The sequence below is a fragment of the Streptomyces sp. NPDC032091 genome, assembly GCF_055580265.1.
Genome location: NZ_JBVILR010000005.1, coordinates 232,113 through 250,105, shown reverse-complemented (window position 1 = coordinate 250,105; position 17,993 = coordinate 232,113). Strand labels below are relative to the sequence as shown.

Sequence of the window (17,993 nt, the reverse complement as noted above, 5' to 3'; positions counted from 1 at the left end):
CCTCCCCGCTTCGTTTGGCGGAACGTGAGCGAGAAGAACGACGGTGCGAACCGCGATGTGACGAAACGATCGGCCCGGGAGCGACTCCAGGCGGAGCGCGAGCAGCAGAGGAAGAAGGACAAGCGCAGGCGCGCCCTCGTGGTCGGCGGGGCGGTGGTCGGCGTACTCGGCCTGGCCGCCGTCGTCGGCGTGATCGCGGCCAACACCGGCGGCGGCAAGTCCGCCAAGGGCCCCGTCGCGGCCCCCTCGGGCGCCACCGGCAAGGACGCCCTCGCCCTCCAGACCGGCAAGGACGGCGCCAAGTCCACCCTCACGGTCTGGGAGGACTTCCGCTGCCCCGCCTGCAAGGCCTTCGAGGACAACTACCGGGACACCCTCCACGACCTGGAGAACAGGGGTCTGCTCAAGATCGAGTACCACCTGGTGACCCTGATCGACGGCAACATGCGCGGCAGCGGCTCCCTGAAAGCGGCGAACGCGGCGGCCTGCGCGCAGGACGCCGGCAGGTTCTCCGCGTACCACGACGTCCTCTTCGTGAACCAGCCGCAGGAGACGGACGACGCCTACGGCGACAACGCGAAGCTGCTGGAGCTGTCGGGGAAGGTCGCCGGACTCGACACCCCCGCGTTCCGCTCCTGCGTGCAGGACGGCACCCACACCAGCTGGGTCACCAAGTCGCACGAGGCGTTCCGGACCGGAAAGTTCAAGGGCACCCCGACCGTCCTGCTCGACGGCAAGGACATCTTCGGAGACCAGGCCAACCCGCTGACCCCGCAGAAGCTGAAGGAGAAGGTCGAGGCCAACGCGGGCGCGGCCCCGAAGCCGTCGGCTTCCGCTTCGGCCCCGGCTTCCGCTTCCCCTTCGGCCGGGGCTTCCGGAAAGTCCGGTTCCGCGCCGAAGGCGGGCTCGTCGGGCTCGTCCGGTTCCTCGGCGCCGTCCGGCTCGAAGACGGTGTCCAAGGGGACTACGGAAGACTGAGCCGGGGCGACCGCCGTGTGTGGTTTTGGTTTCAGCTTGCCGGGCGGGTTGCGGTGGCCACCGCCCGGCAGGGTAGCGTCAGCCTTGCCATGACCCTTGCTTACATCCCCAGTCCGTCGACCGGCGTGCTCCATCTCGGGCCGATCCCGCTCCGCGGCTACGCGTTCTGCATCATCATCGGCGTCTTCGTCGCCGTCTGGCTCGGCAACAAGCGGTGGATCGCGCGCGGCGGAAAGCCGGGCACGGTCGCGGACATCGCCGTGTGGGCGGTGCCGTTCGGCCTGGTCGGCGGTCGCCTCTACCACGTGATCACCGACTACCAGCTCTACTTCGGCGAGGGCCGCGACTGGGTCGACGCCTTCAAGATCTGGGAGGGCGGCCTCGGCATCTGGGGTGCGATCGCGCTGGGCGCGGTGGGCGCCTGGATCGGCTGCCGGCTGCGCGGCATCCCGCTGCCCGCCTGGGCCGACGCCCTGGCCCCCGGCATCGCCATCGCCCAGGCCTTCGGCCGCTGGGGCAACTGGTTCAACCAGGAGCTGTACGGCCGTCCCACGGACCTGCCGTGGGCGCTGAAGATCAGCGAGGGCCCCAACCGGGTGGCCGGCCTCTACCACCCGACCTTCCTGTACGAGTGCCTGTGGGACCTGGGAGTCGCCGGCCTGGTGATCTGGGCCGACCGCCGCTTCAAGCTCGGACACGGGCGGGCCTTCGCCCTGTACGTGGCCGCGTACTGCTCCGGGCGGGTCTGGACCGAGTACCTGCGGATCGACGAGGCGCACCACATCATGGGCCTCCGCCTGAACGTGTGGACGGCCATCGTGGTCTTCGTCCTCGCGGTCGTCTACTTCGTCCTCTCGGCGAAGCTGCGGCCGGGACGTGAGGAGGTCGTCGAACCGGAGCCGGCCGGGGGCGCCGGGGGCGCCGGGGGTGCCGGGGACGAGGCGAAGCCGGGGACGGCCGACGCCGAGGCCGCCGCCGGCGCCGAGGACGCGAAGCCGGAGGCTGCCGCCGGGTCCGGGTCCGGGTCCGGGTCCGGGTCCGACGCCGAGCCGGAGGCCGACAAGGCCGAGGCCAAGCCGGTCGGGTTGATCAAGGGGCCCGAGGCCGACAAGAGCTGAAGGACCGCCCGGAGGGGGCGCCGCGCACGTCGCGGCGCCCCCTCCGGCGTCCTGGCGCTCCGCCGCGTGGGGCGGAGTCCCCTCCCCGCCCTTCCACCGTTCCCAGGGGCTCCGCCCCTGACCCCGTACGGACGCTGCGCGCCCGCCGCCTCAAACGCCGGCGGGGCTGACTTTGCAGCCCCCCGGGCCGGGATGGTTTAGCGGGCCCGCTGCGCGAGCGAGAGCGTGCGGTGGGCGGCGGCCACGACCGCGGGGTCGACGAAGCGGCCGTCCGGGAGGGCGAGGGCCCCGGGGGCCGCCCGGGCCGCCGCGACGATCTCCTGCGCGGCGACGACCTCCTCCGGCCCCGGGAGGAACGCCCGCTCGATCACCGGCAGCTGGCGCGGGTGGATCGCCGCCCGCCCCAGGAACCCCAGCGACCGCCCCCGCGCGCAGGACGCGGCCAGCGCCTCCAGGTCCCGGATGTCCGGGAACACCGATTGCGCCGGCGGTGCCAGCCCGGCGGCCCGGGCGGCCACCACCACCCTGGAGCGCGGCCAGTCCAGCCCGCCCTCCGCGCACACCCCGAGGTCCGCGCAGAGGTCCGCCTCGCCCAGGGTCAGCCCCTGCAGGGAAGGGTGCGCGCGGGCGATCTCGTACGCCCGTTCCACGCCCAGCGCGGACTCCAGCAGCGCGTACAGCGCCACCCCGCCCATCCGGTCCGCGACCCGGACGACCTGCTCCGGGGCGTCGACCTTCGGCAGCCGCAGCCCGGCCAGCCCGTGCAGGCGGGCCAGGGCCGTGAGGTCGGCCCCCGCCCAGGGGGAGCCCAGCGCGTTCACCCGTACGTGCACCGGCACCGGCGGCCGTTCGCCGAGCAGCTCGGCGGTGGCGGCGCGGGCGTACTCCTTGCGGGAGGCCGACACCGAGTCCTCCAGGTCCACGATGACGGCGTCCGCCCCGCAGCGCAGGGCCTTCTCCACCACCGCCGGACGGTCCCCGGGTGCGTAGAGCCAGGTCAGGATCACAAGGCGCCCTCCGTGCGCAGAGCGGTGATCTCGGCCCCGGTCAGGCCGAGTTCGGTCAGTACGGCTTCGGTGTCCGCGCCGTGCGGGCGGCCCGCCCAGCGGATCCCGCCGGGGGTCTGCGACAGCCGGAAGAGGACGTTCTGCATCCGCAGCGGGCCCAGTTCGGGGTCGTCGACCTCGGTGACGGTGCCGAGGGCCGCGAACTGGGGGTCGGCCAGCACGTCCCGTACGTCGTAGACCAGGGCGACGGCCGCTTCGGCCTCCTCGAAGGCCGTGACCACGTCCGCCGCCTTGTGGCGGGCGATCCAGCCGCCGACCGCCTCGTCGAGGACGTGGGTGTGGGCGGCCCGGCCCGTCCCGGTCGTGAACCAGGGCTCGTCGGCCAGCTCCGGCCGCCCGACCAGGCGCACCACCCGCTCGGCGATGGACTGGGCCGACGCGGACACCGCCAGCCAGCGGCCGTCCGCGCTGCGGTAGGTGTTGCGGGGGGCGTTGTTCGCGGAACGGTTGCCGGTGCGGGGCTGGACGTAGCCAAGCTGGTCGTACCAGAGCGGGTGCGGGCCCAGCACGGTGAGGATCGGCTCGATGATCGCCAGGTCGACCACCTGGCCGTGCCCGGTCCGCTCCCGTCCGGCGAGCGCGGTCATCACGGCGTACGCGCAGGTCAGCGCGGCGATGGAGTCGGCGAGGCCGAAGGGCGGCAGGGTCGGCGGGCCGTCCGGCTCGCCGGTGATCGCCGCGAAGCCGCTCATGGCCTCGGCCAGGGTGCCGAAGCCGGGGCGGCGGGCGTACGGGCCCTGCTGGCCGAAGGCGGTGACGCGGGCCAGGACGAGGCGGGGGTTGGCCGCCGACAGCTCGGGCCAGCCCAGGCCCCACCGTTCCAGGGTGCCGGGGCGGAAGTTCTCGACGACCACGTCGGCGGTGGCGGCCAGCCGCAGCAGCGTGTCCCGGCCGCCGGGGGCGGACAGGTCGAGGGTGATCGTCCGCTTGTTCCGTCCGAGCAGCTTCCACCACAGCCCGACCCCGTCCTTGGCGGGCCCGTGCCCGCGCGAGGGGTCGGGCCGCCGCGGGTGCTCGACCTTGACCACCTCGGCCCCGAAGTCCCCGAGCAGGGTGGCGGCGAGCGGCCCGGCGAACAGCGTGGCCAGGTCCAGCACCCGCAGCCCGGCGAGGGGGCCGGGGGCGGGGGCCGGACCGGGGGAGGGCCGGGCGGGACTCACGGGGTGGCCCCGTCGCCGGCCAGGGCCGCGGCGTCCGTCTCGGCCCGCGTCGGCATCGAGGACTGCGCCCCCGCCCGCTGCACCGACAGCGCCGCCGCCACCGACGCCCAGCGCAGCGCCTCCGCCACCGGCCGGCCCTCCCCGAGGGCCACCGCGAGCGCCCCCACGAAGGTGTCCCCGGCGGCGGTGGTGTCCACGGCCCGCACCCGGGGCGCGGGCACGGTCAGGGGGGCCCGCCCCCGGGCCGCGTACAGGGAGCCCGCCGCGCCCAGGGTGATCACCACCTCCGGCACCTCCCGCAGCAGCGCCTCCGCGGCCCGGTGCGGGTCGGTGAGCCCGGTGAGGGCGGCGGCCTCGTGCTCGTTGGGGACCAGCAGGTCGGTGGCGGCGAGGAGTTCGGGCGGCAGCGGCTGGGCCGGGGCCGGGGTGAGGACCGTGCGCACCCCGTGGGCGCGGGCGGCGCGGGCGCCCGCGAGAACGGCCTCCAGCGGCAGTTCGAGCTGCAGGAGCAGGCAGTCGGCGGCGCCGATGCGGGAGTCGTCGCCCGGCTCCAGGCCGGTGACGCGGCCGTTGGCGCCGGGGATGACGATGATGCTGTTCGCGCCCTCGTCGTCGACGGTGATGTGGGCGGTGCCGCTGGCCCCCTCGACCGTGCGCAGGGCGGCGGTCTCCACCCCCGAGGCGGCGAGCGCCGCCCGCAGCCGTACGCCGAACTCGTCCGCGCCGACCGCGCCGATCATCACCACCTCCCCGCCCAGCCGGGCGGCGGCCACCGCCTGGTTGGCGCCCTTGCCGCCGGGGACGGTGCGGAACTCCCGGCCGGTGACGGTCTCCCCGGGGTGCGGGGCCTTGGGGACGTAGGCGACGAGGTCCATGTTGGTACTGCCGAGCACGGCGATGGCCGTCATGGTCGGGCTGCCTCCTGGGCGGTGAGACGGGCGAGGGTGTCGAAGCCGGCGCCGTCGAAACCGGCGACGGTGGTGGAGAGGCGGTTCTTGAGCGGTGCGGTCCAGCGTTCCGGGATCCGGTCGGCGGAGCCGGCCAGCAGCCCGGCGACCGAGCCGGCGGTGGCCCCGTTGGAATCGGTGTCCCAGCCGCCGGACACCGCGCCGCACACGGAACGGGTGAAGTCCCCGTCGGCGTGGGTGAGGGCGGCCGCGATCAGGGCGGTGTTCGGTACGGCGTGTACCCAGTGGTAGCCGCCGTAACGGGCGTGCAGCCGGTCCACGACCCGCTCGAAGCCGGGTTCCGCGCGGGCGGTGCGGATCCCGAAGCGGACGGCTTCGGCGAGGCGTGAGCGGGGCGGTACGACGGCCAGCCCGGCCCGGAGCGCGCCGTGCACGTCGGCCCGGCCGGAGGCGGCCTCGGCGACGGTGGCGGCGGCGAACAGGGCGGCGTGGACGCCGCCTGCGGTATGGCTGAGGGAGGCGTCCCGCCAGGCCTGCTCGGCTGCGGCGGCCGGGTCGCCGGGGTGGGTCCAGCCGTGGACGTCGGCGCGGATGAGGGCGCCGATCCACTCGCGGAAGGGGTTGTGGTGGGTGGCGGTGAGCGGGGGCTCCAGGCCGAGCAGCAGGTTGCGGTACGCGATCCGCTCGGCGGTGAAGACCCGGCCGGCCGGGAGCTCGTCGAGCCAGAGCCGGGCGAGGTCGGCGGTGGCGAAGCCCTTGCCGTGCCGCTGGAGGAGGAGCAGGCCGAGGAGGGGGTGGTTCAGGTCGTCGTCCTCCGGGGCGCCATCGATGTTCTCGGCGAGGGAGGTGGCGGCGGAGCGGCGGTTCCAGGGGTGCGCGGCGAGCACCTCCGGCGGGACGCCGCGGGCGGTGAACCAGTCGTCGAGCGGCCAGTTCCCGGCGGCCCGGGCCAGGGCCCGGATCCCGTGCAGCGGCAGCTTCTCCACGGGCTTCCCGAGCACGCACCCCACCGCCCGCCCCACCCAGGCGGCCTCCAGCCGCGCACACAGCCCAGCGTCCCCGCCCCCGGCGGGGCCGGGCCGGCGGGCCGGCTCCGCCACCGCGGCCCGCGCGGGGGGCGGGAGGCCGGCCGCGACCTCGCCCGGCTCCGCCGGGACGGCCTGCGCGGGGCCGGGGAGGGCGGCGGCGGGCCAGGTCGCGCGGAGGGCCGGCCATGCCGTGGGCTCGTCGGGGGCCGAGGGGACCGGGAGGGCGGCGAGTTCGTCCAGGAGGCGGAGGGCGAGGGCCCGCAGCTCGGGCCCGGCGGGGGCGGGCGAGGCGCCGGCCCGGGTGGGCGCCGGCCGGCCGCCCGCCGCCAGCCAGGCCCGCAGCAGCGGCCCGGCGTCCCGCCCGTCCTCGGCGGCCTGCCGCAGCTCGTGCCCGACCAGGTCCTCGGGCTGTGCCCAGGTCAGCCGTACGAGTTCCGCCCCCGGGGCGGGGCGTCCCGTCATCGGGGGGACGCCAGGGCCGTGAACGCCGTTTCGTGGGCGCGGCGGCGGGTGCGGTCGTGGGCGAAGACCTCCCGGGCGACGGCGGCCAGCTCCGCCGCCGGGGCGTGCAGGTCCAGCCGGCTGGCCTCGGCCACCCGCTTGGCCCAGCCGGCCGGCACCGCCGCCGCCCCGCCCAGCGCCCCCGCGATCGCCCCGGCCATGCCGGCCGTCGAGTCGCAGTCCCGCCCGTAGTTGACCGCTCCGAGCACCGCCGTCTCGTACCCGCCGTCCGCGACCAGCAGCATCCCGAGCGCGACCGGCAGCTCCTCGATGGAGTGCAGCCGGGACGGCCGCCGCGCGCCGAGCGAGGGCGCCCGGTAGTCCGGTCCGACCGAGTCGTACGGGGCCACCGCCTCCCGCAGCGGCCCGAGCGCGGACTCGACGTCCCGGTGGCGCAGGGCCGCTTCCCGTACCGCCGCGATGGCCTCCCGGGTGCCGTCCTTGGCCAGCTCCAGCGCGGTGTCCACCACCGACGCCGCCGTGGCCCCCGGCAGGCACGCCGCCGCGACGGCCGCCGCGAAGACCCCGGCCGCCTCCCGCCCGTACGAGGACTGGTGCGCCCCGGCGATGTCCAGCGCCTCGGCGTAGGCCCCGTGCGGATTGCCCGCGTTGACCAGGCCGACCGGCGCCATGTACATCGCCGCACCGCAGTTGACGATGTTGCCGCTGCCGGCCTCGCGCGGGTCGGCGTGCGCGTAGTGCAGCCGGGCCACGATCCACTTCTCGGCGAGGAACACCCGCTGGAGCGGCAGCGCTTCGGCCTCCAGCTCGGGGATCCAGCGGGGCACGGACATCAGGTCGGGGACGAGGTGCTCGGCGACCGCGTACGCGTCCAGGTGGTCCCGTACGGTCGCGTAGACCCGTACCAGCGCGTGCGTCATGAGGGTGTCGTCGGTGACGTGCCCGTCGCCCTTGTGGTACGGCGCGATGGGGCGGGCGGTGCGCCAGTCCTCGTGCCAGGGGCCGACGATCCCGTGCACCCGGCCGCCGTGCCGTTCGGCGATCTGGTCGGGGGACCAGCCCTCCACCGGGCCGCCGAGGGCGTCGCCGACGGCGGCGCCGACGAGGGAGCCGGTGATCCGGTCCTCCAGTGTGAACGTCATGTCCGAATCATCCCTTGGGTGCGGTGAGTTCCGTACGGGTGAGGAGCGCGGCGAGCTCGACCAGGTCGGTTCCGGCCAGGCGGGGCAGCGCGCAGCCGGACAGGACGCGGCAGGCCTCGCGCCAGGGGGCGGGCAGGGAGTCGCCGCCGCCGAGGGCGCCGGTCAGGGCGCCCGCGAGGGCGGGCGCGGAGTCGGCGACGCGGGAGAGGCAGGCGGCGGCCGGGACGGCCTCGGCGACCCTGCCGCAGGCGGCGGTGGCCAGAGCGAGGGCGACGGGGACGGTCTCGGCGGCGGCGATGCCGTAGCTGTAGACGTGGTCCACGATCTGGTGCTCCAGGAGCGGGACGAGGGCGAAGGCGCCGTCCCCGTCGGCGCGGGCGAGCTCGACCGCGTGCCGGGCGTTGCGGCCGATCTCGGTGGCGGCGGGCAGCTGTCCGAGCGCGGCCTCGACGGCGGCGTCCGTGCCGGCCCCGGCCAGGGCGGCGGCGACGGCGGCGGCCATGGCGCGGGCGCCGTGCACGCCGTCGCCGTCCTGGGTGTAGCGGGCGTCGAACTCGGCGAGGTCGGCGGCCGCGCGGGGGTCGCCGGGGTGGACGACGGCGAGCACGCAGGCGCGGACGCAGGCGGCGTCGTCGAAGTAGTGCGGGTTGTCATGGCCGGTGGCGGGCGGTCGCAGGCCGGCGGCGAGGTTGCCGAGGCCGGCCCGTACGGAGATCCGGGCGCGCATCGGCAGCACGGCGGACTCGACCTCGGGGGCCCGTTCCGCCGCCGCGGCGACCTCGCTGGCCAGGGCGTTCCAGGCGAGGTCGATGGCGGCCCGCATGCGGCGGGACCGGGAGAGGTCGCTGAGCAGGGCGCCGGCGGCGGTGAGGACGGACTCGGCGGCGAAGGCGGCCCATTCGGCGTCGTCGGAGGGGCCGAGGCGCAGCGGTTCCGGGGGCTGGTTGAGGGCGATGGGGACGGGGAGGGTGGTGGTGGCGTTCTGCTCGGCGAAGGTGTCGAGCTCGCGGGTCAGGCGGCGGGTCCACTGCGGCATCCGGCTGGCCCGGTGCCGCGCGGCGGGCCACCCGGCGGCGTCGCCCGCGGCGAGCCCGAGCAGCAGGCCCTCGATCCGGCGGGGCGCCCCGGCCGCCTCCGCGCCCCGGCCCCGACCGCCGGGCGCGACCGCCTCGGGTCCCACGACCCGGCCCCGGGCTGTGGGGGGCGCCTCGGGGGTTTCGGTTCGGGCCGGCTCCGGGGGTTCCGGGTGGGTGGGTTCCGTGCGGGTCGGTCCCGGTAGCCCTCCCGGGGCGAGGCGTGTTCCGGCGGCCGCTCCGGGCTGGGCGAAACCTTCCCCCAGCCCGGCCTGCCACGACTCCGGGAGCAGGCCGCCGCCGTACGGGGTGGGGGCCGACGCCCAGTACCCCGCCGCCGGCCCACGCCGGGTCGGCCCCGCTCCCGGCGCCTGTCCCGGCGCCAGGACAGGCGCCGGGCGTCCCCCCGCTCCGTCGACCCGCACCGGAGCGGCCGGCGGGGTTGACGGGCCGGCGGGCTCGGACTGTGGCGTCGGCGGGCCGGGCGGGTCGGCCGGCCGGGCCGGAGGCGGCGAGGAGGACGGCGGGGGCGGAGGTGGCGAGGGTGGCGAGGGCGGTGGGGTCATGCGGCGGGCTCCGGAGTGAGGAGGTCCGCGATGTCCAGGACGTGGTAGCCGCGCATCGACGGCAGGCAGCTGCCGCGGACCGGCCCGATCGCCGAGGACCAGGCGGTGGGGATGGCGGCGGCACCCGACAGGGCACCGGAGAGGGCGCCCGCCACCGCCGCCGTGGTGTCGGCGTCGCGGCCCATGTTCACCGCCGTGAGGACCGAGGACGGGAAGTCGCCCCCGCAGGCGGCGAACGCCCCGAACGCCAGGCCCACCGCCTCCGGCGCCAGGTCCGTCCAGGGGTAGCCGCCGATGACCACCGCCGACCGCACCGCCCGCTCCCCGCGCGGGGCGGCGGTGACCGCGCGGCGCAGCGAGCGGGCCGTCCAGGAGTCGGACGGGATGACGGAGAGGGCCGCCGAGACGACGGAGGCGGGGGAGCCCCCGGCCATCGCGGCCGCGACCCCGGCGGCGACGGCCTGGCCCCCGTAGATGCCCTCCCCGTCGTGGCTGACCGTGCCGTCGATCGCCACCAGCCGGGCCGCCTCCGCTGGGCGGCCCGCCGCGAACACCCCGAACGGGGCCGCCCGCATCGCCAGCCCGTCCGACCACGCGTGCCGGTGCTGCGCCGAGATGGGCGCGGCCAGGCCCCGCCGCAGGTTCTCCAGGGTGCCCCGCTCCGAGAAGCCGGCCCCGCGGAAGGGGCCCTCGTCGAGGTCCGCGATCCAGTGGTGCCAGGCCCGCTCGACGTGGGCGACGGTCAGCGCCGAACCGTGGCGGGCGAGCAGCAGGCCGGAGAAGATGGCGTACTCCGTGTCGTCCGTCCCCGCCGGGTCCTCCGACACGAACCCCTCGATCCGGCCCCACCGCGCCCGGATCTCCGACGGCTTCATGTTCTCCGCCGGAGCGCCCAGCGCGTCACCCACCGCGAGGCCGAGCAGCGCGCCCCTGGCCCGTTCGAGGAGGACCTGCGGATTGCATGCGACCAGCTCCATGGCGCGCCTCTCCCACGTGATGGGACCCATCATGAGCCCCTGGGGGATTTGTGCCACGCCATGTGGTTTGTCGGTCGCCGCGAAACACCCCCCGAACACGCCCGTCACCCGGTCGCCGATCCGCGAAAGCCCAGGTAAGTACGGCCTTCCTTGCTGGCGGGAGCCGGAAATCGTGCGTAGTTTCGAGGTGTTCAGGGGAGTGCCCGGGGAGGGCACGTCTGCGCGTCGCTTTCGCGTACCCGTCTCATGCGAAAAGGGGAGATACGCCGCATGTCCATCATCGACACCGAAGCGCCGCTGCACACCGCCCACCGCGACAACCACACCCACCGCGACGTCAACGGCGGATGGCTGCGCCCGGCCGTCTTCGGTGCCATGGACGGGCTCGTCTCCAACCTCGCCCTGATGACCGGTGTGGCGGGCGGTGCGGTGGCCCCGCAGACCATCGTCATCACCGGTCTCGCGGGGCTCGCCGCCGGCGCCTTCTCGATGGCGGCCGGCGAGTACACCTCCGTGGCCTCGCAGCGCGAGCTGGTCCTCGCCGAGCTCGACGTGGAGCGCCAGCAGCTGCGCAAGCACCCGGTCGACGAGATGGAGGAGCTCGCCGAGCTCTACGTCTCGCGCGGGGTCGAGCCCGCCCTCGCCCGCGAGGTCGCCATGCAGCTGTCCCGCGACCCGGAGCAGGCGCTGGAGATCCACGCCCGCGAGGAGCTCGGCATCGACCCCGACGACCTGCCCTCGCCGCTGGTCGCCGCGGTGTCCTCCTTCGGCTCCTTCGCGCTGGGCGCGCTGCTGCCCGTACTGCCCTACCTGCTCGGTGCGACCGCCCTGTGGCCGGCCGTGCTGCTGGCGCTCGTCGGGCTCTTCGCCTGCGGCGCGGTGGTGGCGCGGGTGACGGCCCGGTCGTGGTGGTACAGCGGTATGCGCCAGCTTGTCCTGGGTGGCGCCGCCGCCGGTGTGACGTACGTCCTGGGAACCTGGATCGGCGGCGCCATAGGCTGAGCGGGCCGGGAGTGAGAGACTATGCAGGAGATGGCATAACCAAATCGGTGGTTTCGCTTCCGCGGCCGCCGGGCATCAAGACCAGGGCGCCGGGCAACGATGCTCGTATACGCCTGTGTCACACGGAGCCTCGCCGATCACCGCAGATCACCCGGGATCACCCCGAAGGTTCCCCCTCCCCCGCCCTCGTGCGTGTCCGCATGCTGGGACGCGGATATCCGGTTCTCGGGATAACCGTCATCATGTAACCTGCACGAAATTTCGCAGAGGGCCAACGTCGTCCCTCGGCCAGCACATTTGCCACGACGACGACGGGAGAGCCGATGCGTTCCGCATCCACGCACTCCGCGACCGGCCCCAGCACCACCGCCTGGTCGCCCATGGACGGTCGCCCCGCCCAGCAGGGCATGTACGACCCGCGCAACGAGAAGGACGCCTGTGGCGTCGGATTCGTGGCGAACCTCACCGGCGAGGCCACCCACACCCTCGTCGAGCAGGCCCTGACCGTCCTGCGGAACCTCGAGCACCGCGGCGCCACCGGCTCCGAACCGGACTCCGGCGACGGCGCCGGCATCCTGTCCCAGGTGCCGGACGCCTTCCTGCGCGAGGTCGCGGGATTCGAGCTCCCCGAGGCCGGCGCCTACGCCGTCGGCATCGCCTTCCTCCCCGCCGACGGCTCCGCACAGGCCGTCGCCGTGGAGCGCATCGAGGCCATCGCCGCCGAGGAGAACCTGACGGTCCTCGGCTGGCGCGAGGTGCCGGTCACCCCCGACCTGCTCGGCAACGGCGCCCGCACCACCATGCCCGCCTTCTCCCAGCTGTTCGTGAGCAACGGCAGCACCGGCATCGAGCTGGACCGCAAGGCGTTCGTCCTGCGCAAGCGCGCCGAGCGCGAGGCCGGGGTCTACTTCCCGTCGCTCTCCGCCCGCACCATCGTCTACAAGGGCATGCTGACCACCGGCCAGCTGGAGCCCTTCTTCCCGGACCTCTCCGACCGCCGCTTCGCCTCGGCGCTCGCCCTGGTCCACTCCCGGTTCTCGACGAACACCTTCCCGTCCTGGCCGCTCGCCCACCCGTACCGCTTCGTCGCGCACAACGGCGAGATCAACACGGTCAAGGGCAACCGGAACTGGATGAAGGCCCGCGAGTCCCAGCTGGCCACCTCCGCCTTCGGCGAGGCCGCCCTGGACCGCATCTTCCCGATCTGCACCCCGGACGCCTCCGACTCCGCCTCCTTCGACGAGGTCCTGGAGCTGCTCCACCTCGGCGGCCGCTCGCTGCCGCACAGCGTGCTGATGATGATCCCGGAGGCGTGGGAGAACCACACCTCCATGGACCCGGCCCGCCGCGCGTTCTACCAGTACCACTCCACGCTGATGGAGCCCTGGGACGGCCCCGCCTGCGTCACCTTCACCGACGGCACCCAGGTCGGCGCGGTCCTCGACCGCAACGGCCTGCGCCCCGGCCGCTACTGGGTCACCGACGACGGCCTCGTCGTCCTCGGCTCCGAGGTCGGCGTCCTCGACATCGACCCGTCCAAGGTCGTCCGCAAGGGCCGCCTCCAGCCCGGGAAGATGTTCCTCGTCGACACCGCCCAGAAGCGGATCATCGAGGACGAAGAGATCAAGGACGGGCTCGCCTCCGCCGCCCCGTACGCGGAATGGCTGGAGACCGGCGAGATCGAGCTGACGGACCTGCCCGAGCGCGAGCACATCGTCCACACCCACGCCTCGGTCACCCGCCGCCAGCAGACCTTCGGCTACACCGAGGAAGAGCTGCGCGTCATCCTCGCGCCCATGGCCCGCACCGGCGGCGAGCCGCTCGGCTCCATGGGCACCGACTCCCCGATCGCGGCCCTCTCCGAGCGGCCCCGGCTGCTCTTCGACTACTTCACCCAGCTGTTCGCGCAGGTCACCAACCCGCCGCTGGACGCCATCCGCGAGGAGCTCGTCACCTCGCTGCTCTCCTCGATCGGCCCGCAGTCCAACCTGCTGGAGCCGACCGCCGCGTCCTGCCGCAGCGTCACCCTGCCCTTCCCGGTGATCGACAACGACGAGCTGGCCAAGCTCATCCACATCAACGCCGACGGCGACATGCCCGGCATGAAGGCCGCCACGCTCTCCGGCCTCTACCGGGTCTCCGGCGGCGGCGAGGCCCTCGCCGCCCGGATCGAGGAGATCCGCGCCGAGGCCGACGCCGCCATCGCGGCCGGCGCCCGCCTGATCGTCCTGTCGGACCGCCACTCGGACGCCGAGCACGCGCCGATCCCGTCGCTGCTGCTCACCTCCGCCGTGCACCACCACCTCATCGCCACCAAGCAGCGCACCCAGGTGGGCCTGCTGGTCGAGGCCGGCGACGTCCGCGAGGTCCACCACGTCGCCCTGCTCATCGGCTACGGCGCCGCGGCCGTCAACCCGTACCTGGCCATGGAGTCCGTCGAGGACCTCCTGCGCGCCGGCACGTTCATCGAGGGCATCGAGCCCGAGAAGGCCATCAAGAACCTGATCTACGCCCTCGGCAAGGGCGTCCTGAAGGTCATGTCCAAGATGGGCATCTCCACCGTCGCCTCCTACCGCGGCGCCCAGGTCTTCGAGGCCGTCGGCCTGAACGAGGAGTTCGTCGGCACGTACTTCAGCGGCACCGCCACCAAGATCGGCGGCGCCGGCCTGGACGTCATCGCCAAGGAGGTGGCCGCCCGCCACGCCAAGGCGTACCCCGTCTCCGGCATCGCGGCCACGCACCGCGCGCTGGAGATCGGCGGCGAGTACCAGTGGCGCCGCGAGGGCGAGCCGCACCTGTTCGACCCGGAGACGGTCTTCCGCCTCCAGCACGCCACCCGCAACCGCCGGTACGACATCTTCCGCAAGTACACGGACCGGGTGAACGAGCAGTCCGAGCGCCTCATGACGCTCCGCGGCCTGTTCGGCTTCAAGTCCGAGCGCCCCTCGATCTCCATCGACGAGGTCGAGCCGGTCTCCGAGATCGTCAAGCGCTTCTCCACCGGCGCCATGTCGTACGGCTCCATCTCCAAGGAGGCGCACGAGACCCTCGCCATCGCCATGAACCAGCTGGGCGCCAAGTCCAACACCGGTGAGGGCGGCGAGGACCCGGACCGCCTGTACGACCCGGCGCGGCGTTCGTCGATCAAGCAGGTCGCCTCCGGCCGCTTCGGCGTCACCTCCGAGTACCTGGTCAACGCGGACGACATCCAGATCAAGATGGCCCAGGGCGCCAAGCCCGGCGAGGGCGGCCAGCTGCCCGGCCACAAGGTCTACCCGTGGGTCGCCAAGACCCGTCACTCGACGCCCGGCGTCGGCCTGATCTCCCCGCCGCCGCACCACGACATCTACTCCATCGAGGACCTGGCCCAGCTGATCCACGACCTCAAGAACGCCAACCCGGCCGCGCGCATCCACGTGAAGCTCGTGTCCGAGGTCGGCGTCGGAACGGTCGCGGCCGGCGTCTCCAAGGCCCACGCCGACGTCGTCCTGATCTCCGGCCACGACGGCGGAACGGGCGCGTCCCCCCTGACGTCCCTGAAGCACGCGGGCGGCCCCTGGGAGCTCGGCCTCGCCGAGACCCAGCAGACCCTGCTGCTCAACGGCCTGCGCGACCGCATCGTCGTCCAGACCGACGGCCAGCTCAAGACCGGCCGCGACGTGGTCATCGCCGCGCTGCTCGGCGCCGAGGAGTTCGGTTTCGCGACCGCGCCGCTCGTCGTCTCCGGCTGCGTCATGATGCGCGTCTGCCACCTGGACACCTGCCCGGTCGGCATCGCCACCCAGAACCCGGTGCTCCGCGACCGCTTCTCGGGCAAGCCCGAGTTCGTCGTGAACTTCTTCGAGTTCATCGCCGAGGAGGTCCGCGAGATCCTCGCCGAGCTGGGCTTCCGCACCATCGAGGAGGCCGTCGGCCACGCCGAGCTCCTCGACACCAGCAAGGCCGTCACCCACTGGAAGGCCCAGGGCCTCGACCTCGAACCCCTCTTCCACGTGCCGGCCCTGCCCGAGGGCGCCGTCCGCCACGCCCTGATCGAGCAGGACCACGGTCTGGAGAAGGCCCTCGACAACGAGCTGATCGAGCTCGCCGCCGACGCGCTGAACGCCGAGACCGCCGAGGCGGCCCAGCCGGTCCGCGCCCGGGTCGCGATCCGCAACATCAACCGGACCGTCGGCACCATGCTCGGCCACCACGTCACCAAGAAGTTCGGCGGCGCGGGCCTGCCCGAGAACACCATCGACCTGACCTTCACGGGTTCGGCCGGTCAGTCCTTCGGCGCCTTCCTCCCCAAGGGCGTCACCCTGCGCCTGGAAGGCGACGCCAACGACTACGTCGGCAAGGGCCTCTCCGGCGGCCGGATCGTGGTCCGCCCGGACCGCGGCGCCGACCACCTCGCCGAGTACTCCACCATCGCCGGCAACACCATCGGCTACGGGGCCACCGGTGGCGAGATGTTCCTGCGCGGCCGCACCGGCGAACGCTTCTGCGTCCGCAACTCCGGCGCGCTGGTCGTCTCGGAGGGCGTGGGCGACCACGGCTGCGAGTACATGACCGGCGGCACGGCCGTCGTCCTCGGCGAGACCGGCCGCAACTTCGCGGCGGGCATGTCCGGCGGCGTCGCGTACGTCATCGACCTCGACCCGCGTCAGGTCAACTCCGGCAACGCGGAGGCCGTCGAGGCCCCGTCGGATGCGGACAAGCTGTGGCTGCACGATGTGGTGCGCCGCCACGAGGAGGAGACCGGCTCGACCGTGGCCGCGAAGCTCCTGGCTGACTGGGACGCCGCCGCGGCCCGCTTCAGCAAGATCATCCCGACCACGTACAAGGCAGTGCTCGCCGCCAAGGACGCCGCTGAGCTGGCCGGACTCTCCGAGTCCGAGACCACCGAGAAGATGATGGAGGCGGCGACCCATGGCTGACCCGAAGGGCTTCCTCACCACCCCGCGCGAAACCGCCTGCACCCGTCCCGTCGCCGAGCGCGTCAAGGACTGGAACGAGGTCTACGTCCCGGGCTCCCTGCTGCCGATCATCAGCAAGCAGGCCGGCCGCTGCATGGACTGCGGCATCCCGTTCTGTCACAACGGCTGCCCGCTCGGGAACCTGATCCCCGAGTGGAACGACTACGCCTACCGCGAGGACTGGGCGGCGGCGTCGGAGCGGCTCCACGCGACGAACAACTTCCCGGAGTTCACCGGCCGCCTGTGCCCCGCTCCCTGTGAGTCGGCGTGCGTGCTCGGCATCAACCAGCCGGCCGTCACGATCAAGAACGTCGAAGTCTCGATCATCGACCAGGCCTGGGACAACGGCGACGTCACCCCGCAGGCCCCGGACCGCCTCTCCGGCAAGACCGTGGCCGTCATCGGCTCCGGCCCGGCCGGCCTGGCCGCCGCCCAGCAGCTGACCCGGGCCGGCCACACGGTGGTCGTGTACGAGCGCGCCGACCGCATCGGCGGCCTGCTGCGCTACGGCATCCCCGAGTTCAAGATGGAGAAGGTGCACATCAACCGCCGCATCGAGCAGATGCGCGCGGAGGGCACCAAGTTCCGCACCGGCATCGAGGTCGGCCGCGACATCACGGCGACGGACCTGCGCAAGCGCTTCGACGCGGTGGTCGTCGCCGCCGGCGCCACCGTCTCCCGCGACCTCCCGGTCCCGGGCCGCGACCTCAAGGGCATCCACTTCGCGATGGAGTACCTCCCCCTCGCGAACAAGGTCCAGGAGGGCGACTTCATGGCGCCCCCCATCACGGCCGAGGGCAAGCACGTGGTCGTCATCGGCGGCGGCGACACCGGCGCCGACTGCGTCGGCACCGCCCACCGCCAGGGCGCCCTCTCGGTCACCCAGCTGGAGATCATGCCCCGCCCGTCGGAGGACCGCCCGGCGGCCATGCCGTGGCCGACGTTCCCGATGCTGTACAAGGTCACCTCGGCCCACGAGGAGGGCGGCGAGCGGATCTACTCCGTCTCCACCACCCACTTCGAGGGCGACGAGGACGGCAACGTCCAGTCCCTGCACCTGGTCGAGGTCGAGTTCGTCGACGGCAAGCTCACCCAGAAGCCCGGCACCGAGCGGGTCATCCCGGCCCAGCTGGTCACCCTGGCGATGGGCTTCACCGGCACCGACCAGGCCAACGGGCTGGTCGAGCAGTTCGGCGTGGACCTGGACGAGCGGGGCAACATCGCCCGCGACGCCTCGTACGCGACGAACGCCGACGGCGTCTTCGTCGCCGGCGACGCCGGCCGCGGCCAGTCCCTGATCGTGTGGGCCATCGCGGAGGGCCGCTCGGCCGCCCGCGGCGTGGACCGCTACCTGACGGGCACGAGCACCCTCCCGTACCCGGTCAAGCCGACGGACCGCTCCCTGGTGGTGTAACCCCGTCACCCTCCCTCCGGGAGACCCCTCATACGGTCCGTACAACGAAGTACGGCACTCGACACGACGCCCGTCATGGCTCCTCCTGGACGCCGGGCTCGCACCGCTCGGCCGCAGGCGGCCTCCCGGGCTTCGCCCGG

At 74.1% G+C, this 17,993-nt stretch carries 12 protein-coding genes; 5 read left to right on the top strand and 7 right to left on the bottom strand.

Annotation, left to right across the window (positions count from 1 at the left end; translation table 11 throughout):
* Positions 1-24 precede the first annotated feature (24 nt).
* Both ACZ5NJ_RS11555 and lgt read left to right on the top strand, forming a co-directional pair.
* Positions 25-978 (top strand): DsbA family protein, encoded by a 954-nt coding sequence (locus ACZ5NJ_RS11555; RefSeq protein ID WP_468764521.1) that lies wholly within the window; start codon positions 25-27, stop codon positions 976-978.
* Between the two features lie 89 nt (positions 979-1,067).
* Complete coding sequence (gene lgt / locus ACZ5NJ_RS11550; protein ID WP_468764520.1) at positions 1,068-2,096, top strand: prolipoprotein diacylglyceryl transferase; 1,029 nt, start codon at positions 1,068-1,070, stop codon at positions 2,094-2,096.
* A 197-nt stretch (positions 2,097-2,293) separates the two neighbouring features.
* Here the strand turns inward: lgt and ACZ5NJ_RS11545 are convergent, their stop codons facing one another.
* The 7 genes from ACZ5NJ_RS11545 to ACZ5NJ_RS11515 all read right to left on the bottom strand — a co-directional run bounded on the left by ACZ5NJ_RS11545 (position 2,294) and on the right by ACZ5NJ_RS11515 (position 10,479).
* A complete protein-coding gene (locus tag ACZ5NJ_RS11545) occupies positions 2,294-3,103 on the bottom strand; it encodes an HpcH/HpaI aldolase/citrate lyase family protein (RefSeq protein ID WP_468764519.1) in 810 nt (269 codons plus the stop codon).
* Positions 3,100-4,323, bottom strand: coding sequence for a CaiB/BaiF CoA transferase family protein (locus ACZ5NJ_RS11540; protein WP_468764518.1), 1,224 nt, complete (start codon positions 4,321-4,323; stop codon positions 3,100-3,102). Before ACZ5NJ_RS11540 ends, ACZ5NJ_RS11545 begins: the two co-directional genes overlap by 4 nt.
* Entirely contained in the window at positions 4,320-5,231 is a 912-nt protein-coding gene (gene rbsK / locus ACZ5NJ_RS11535) for a ribokinase (RefSeq protein WP_468764517.1), read from the bottom strand. Before rbsK ends, ACZ5NJ_RS11540 begins: the two co-directional genes overlap by 4 nt.
* A complete protein-coding gene (locus ACZ5NJ_RS11530; protein WP_468764516.1) occupies positions 5,228-6,721 on the bottom strand; it encodes an ADP-ribosylglycohydrolase family protein in 1,494 nt (497 codons plus the stop codon). The genes rbsK and ACZ5NJ_RS11530 overlap by 4 nt, the downstream gene beginning before the upstream one ends.
* Positions 6,718-7,863, bottom strand: coding sequence for an ADP-ribosylglycohydrolase family protein (locus ACZ5NJ_RS11525; protein ID WP_468764515.1), 1,146 nt, complete (start codon positions 7,861-7,863; stop codon positions 6,718-6,720). The genes ACZ5NJ_RS11530 and ACZ5NJ_RS11525 overlap by 4 nt, the downstream gene beginning before the upstream one ends.
* Before the next feature lie 7 nt (positions 7,864-7,870).
* Positions 7,871-9,043: an ADP-ribosylglycohydrolase family protein gene (locus ACZ5NJ_RS11520; protein ID WP_468764514.1), complete on the bottom strand. Its 1,173-nt coding sequence runs from the start codon at positions 9,041-9,043 to the stop codon at positions 7,871-7,873.
* Positions 9,044-9,498: 455 nt separating this feature from the next.
* Entirely contained in the window at positions 9,499-10,479 is a 981-nt protein-coding gene (locus ACZ5NJ_RS11515; RefSeq protein ID WP_468764513.1) for an ADP-ribosylglycohydrolase family protein, read from the bottom strand.
* 270 nt (positions 10,480-10,749) lie between these two features.
* On the opposite strand from ACZ5NJ_RS11515, the gene ACZ5NJ_RS11510 reads away from it, so the two are divergent.
* The 3 genes from ACZ5NJ_RS11510 (at position 10,750) to ACZ5NJ_RS11500 (ending at position 17,853) form a co-directional block, all read left to right on the top strand.
* Complete coding sequence (locus ACZ5NJ_RS11510) at positions 10,750-11,481, top strand: VIT1/CCC1 transporter family protein (RefSeq protein WP_468764512.1); 732 nt, start codon at positions 10,750-10,752, stop codon at positions 11,479-11,481.
* A gap of 380 nt (positions 11,482-11,861) precedes the next feature.
* Positions 11,862-16,400 carry a glutamate synthase large subunit gene (gene gltB, locus ACZ5NJ_RS11505; RefSeq protein WP_468764604.1) on the top strand — a complete coding sequence of 1,513 codons (4,539 nt, stop codon included), beginning with the start codon at positions 11,862-11,864 and terminating at the stop codon, positions 16,398-16,400.
* Entirely contained in the window at positions 16,393-17,853 is a 1,461-nt protein-coding gene (locus ACZ5NJ_RS11500; RefSeq protein ID WP_468764510.1) for a glutamate synthase subunit beta, read from the top strand. Before gltB ends, ACZ5NJ_RS11500 begins: the two co-directional genes overlap by 8 nt.
* Positions 17,854-17,993 lie beyond the last annotated feature (140 nt).

Bases quoted from the DNA above. Each gene is read 5' to 3' on its own strand.
- ACZ5NJ_RS11530 (WP_468764516.1), bottom strand. From the start codon at position 6,721: ATGACGGGACGCCCCGCCCCGGGGGCGGAACTCGTACGGCTGACCTGG.
- gltB (WP_468764604.1), top strand. From the start codon at position 11,862: ATGGACGGTCGCCCCGCCCAGCAGGGCATGTACGACCCGCGCAACGAG.
- rbsK (WP_468764517.1), bottom strand. From the start codon at position 5,231: ATGACGGCCATCGCCGTGCTCGGCAGTACCAACATGGACCTCGTCGCC.
- ACZ5NJ_RS11525 (WP_468764515.1), bottom strand. From the start codon at position 7,863: ATGACGTTCACACTGGAGGACCGGATCACCGGCTCCCTCGTCGGCGCC.
- ACZ5NJ_RS11500 (WP_468764510.1), top strand. From the start codon at position 16,393: ATGGCTGACCCGAAGGGCTTCCTCACCACCCCGCGCGAAACCGCCTGC.
- lgt (WP_468764520.1), top strand. From the start codon at position 1,068: ATGACCCTTGCTTACATCCCCAGTCCGTCGACCGGCGTGCTCCATCTC.
- ACZ5NJ_RS11510 (WP_468764512.1), top strand. From the start codon at position 10,750: ATGTCCATCATCGACACCGAAGCGCCGCTGCACACCGCCCACCGCGAC.
- ACZ5NJ_RS11515 (WP_468764513.1), bottom strand. From the start codon at position 10,479: ATGGAGCTGGTCGCATGCAATCCGCAGGTCCTCCTCGAACGGGCCAGG.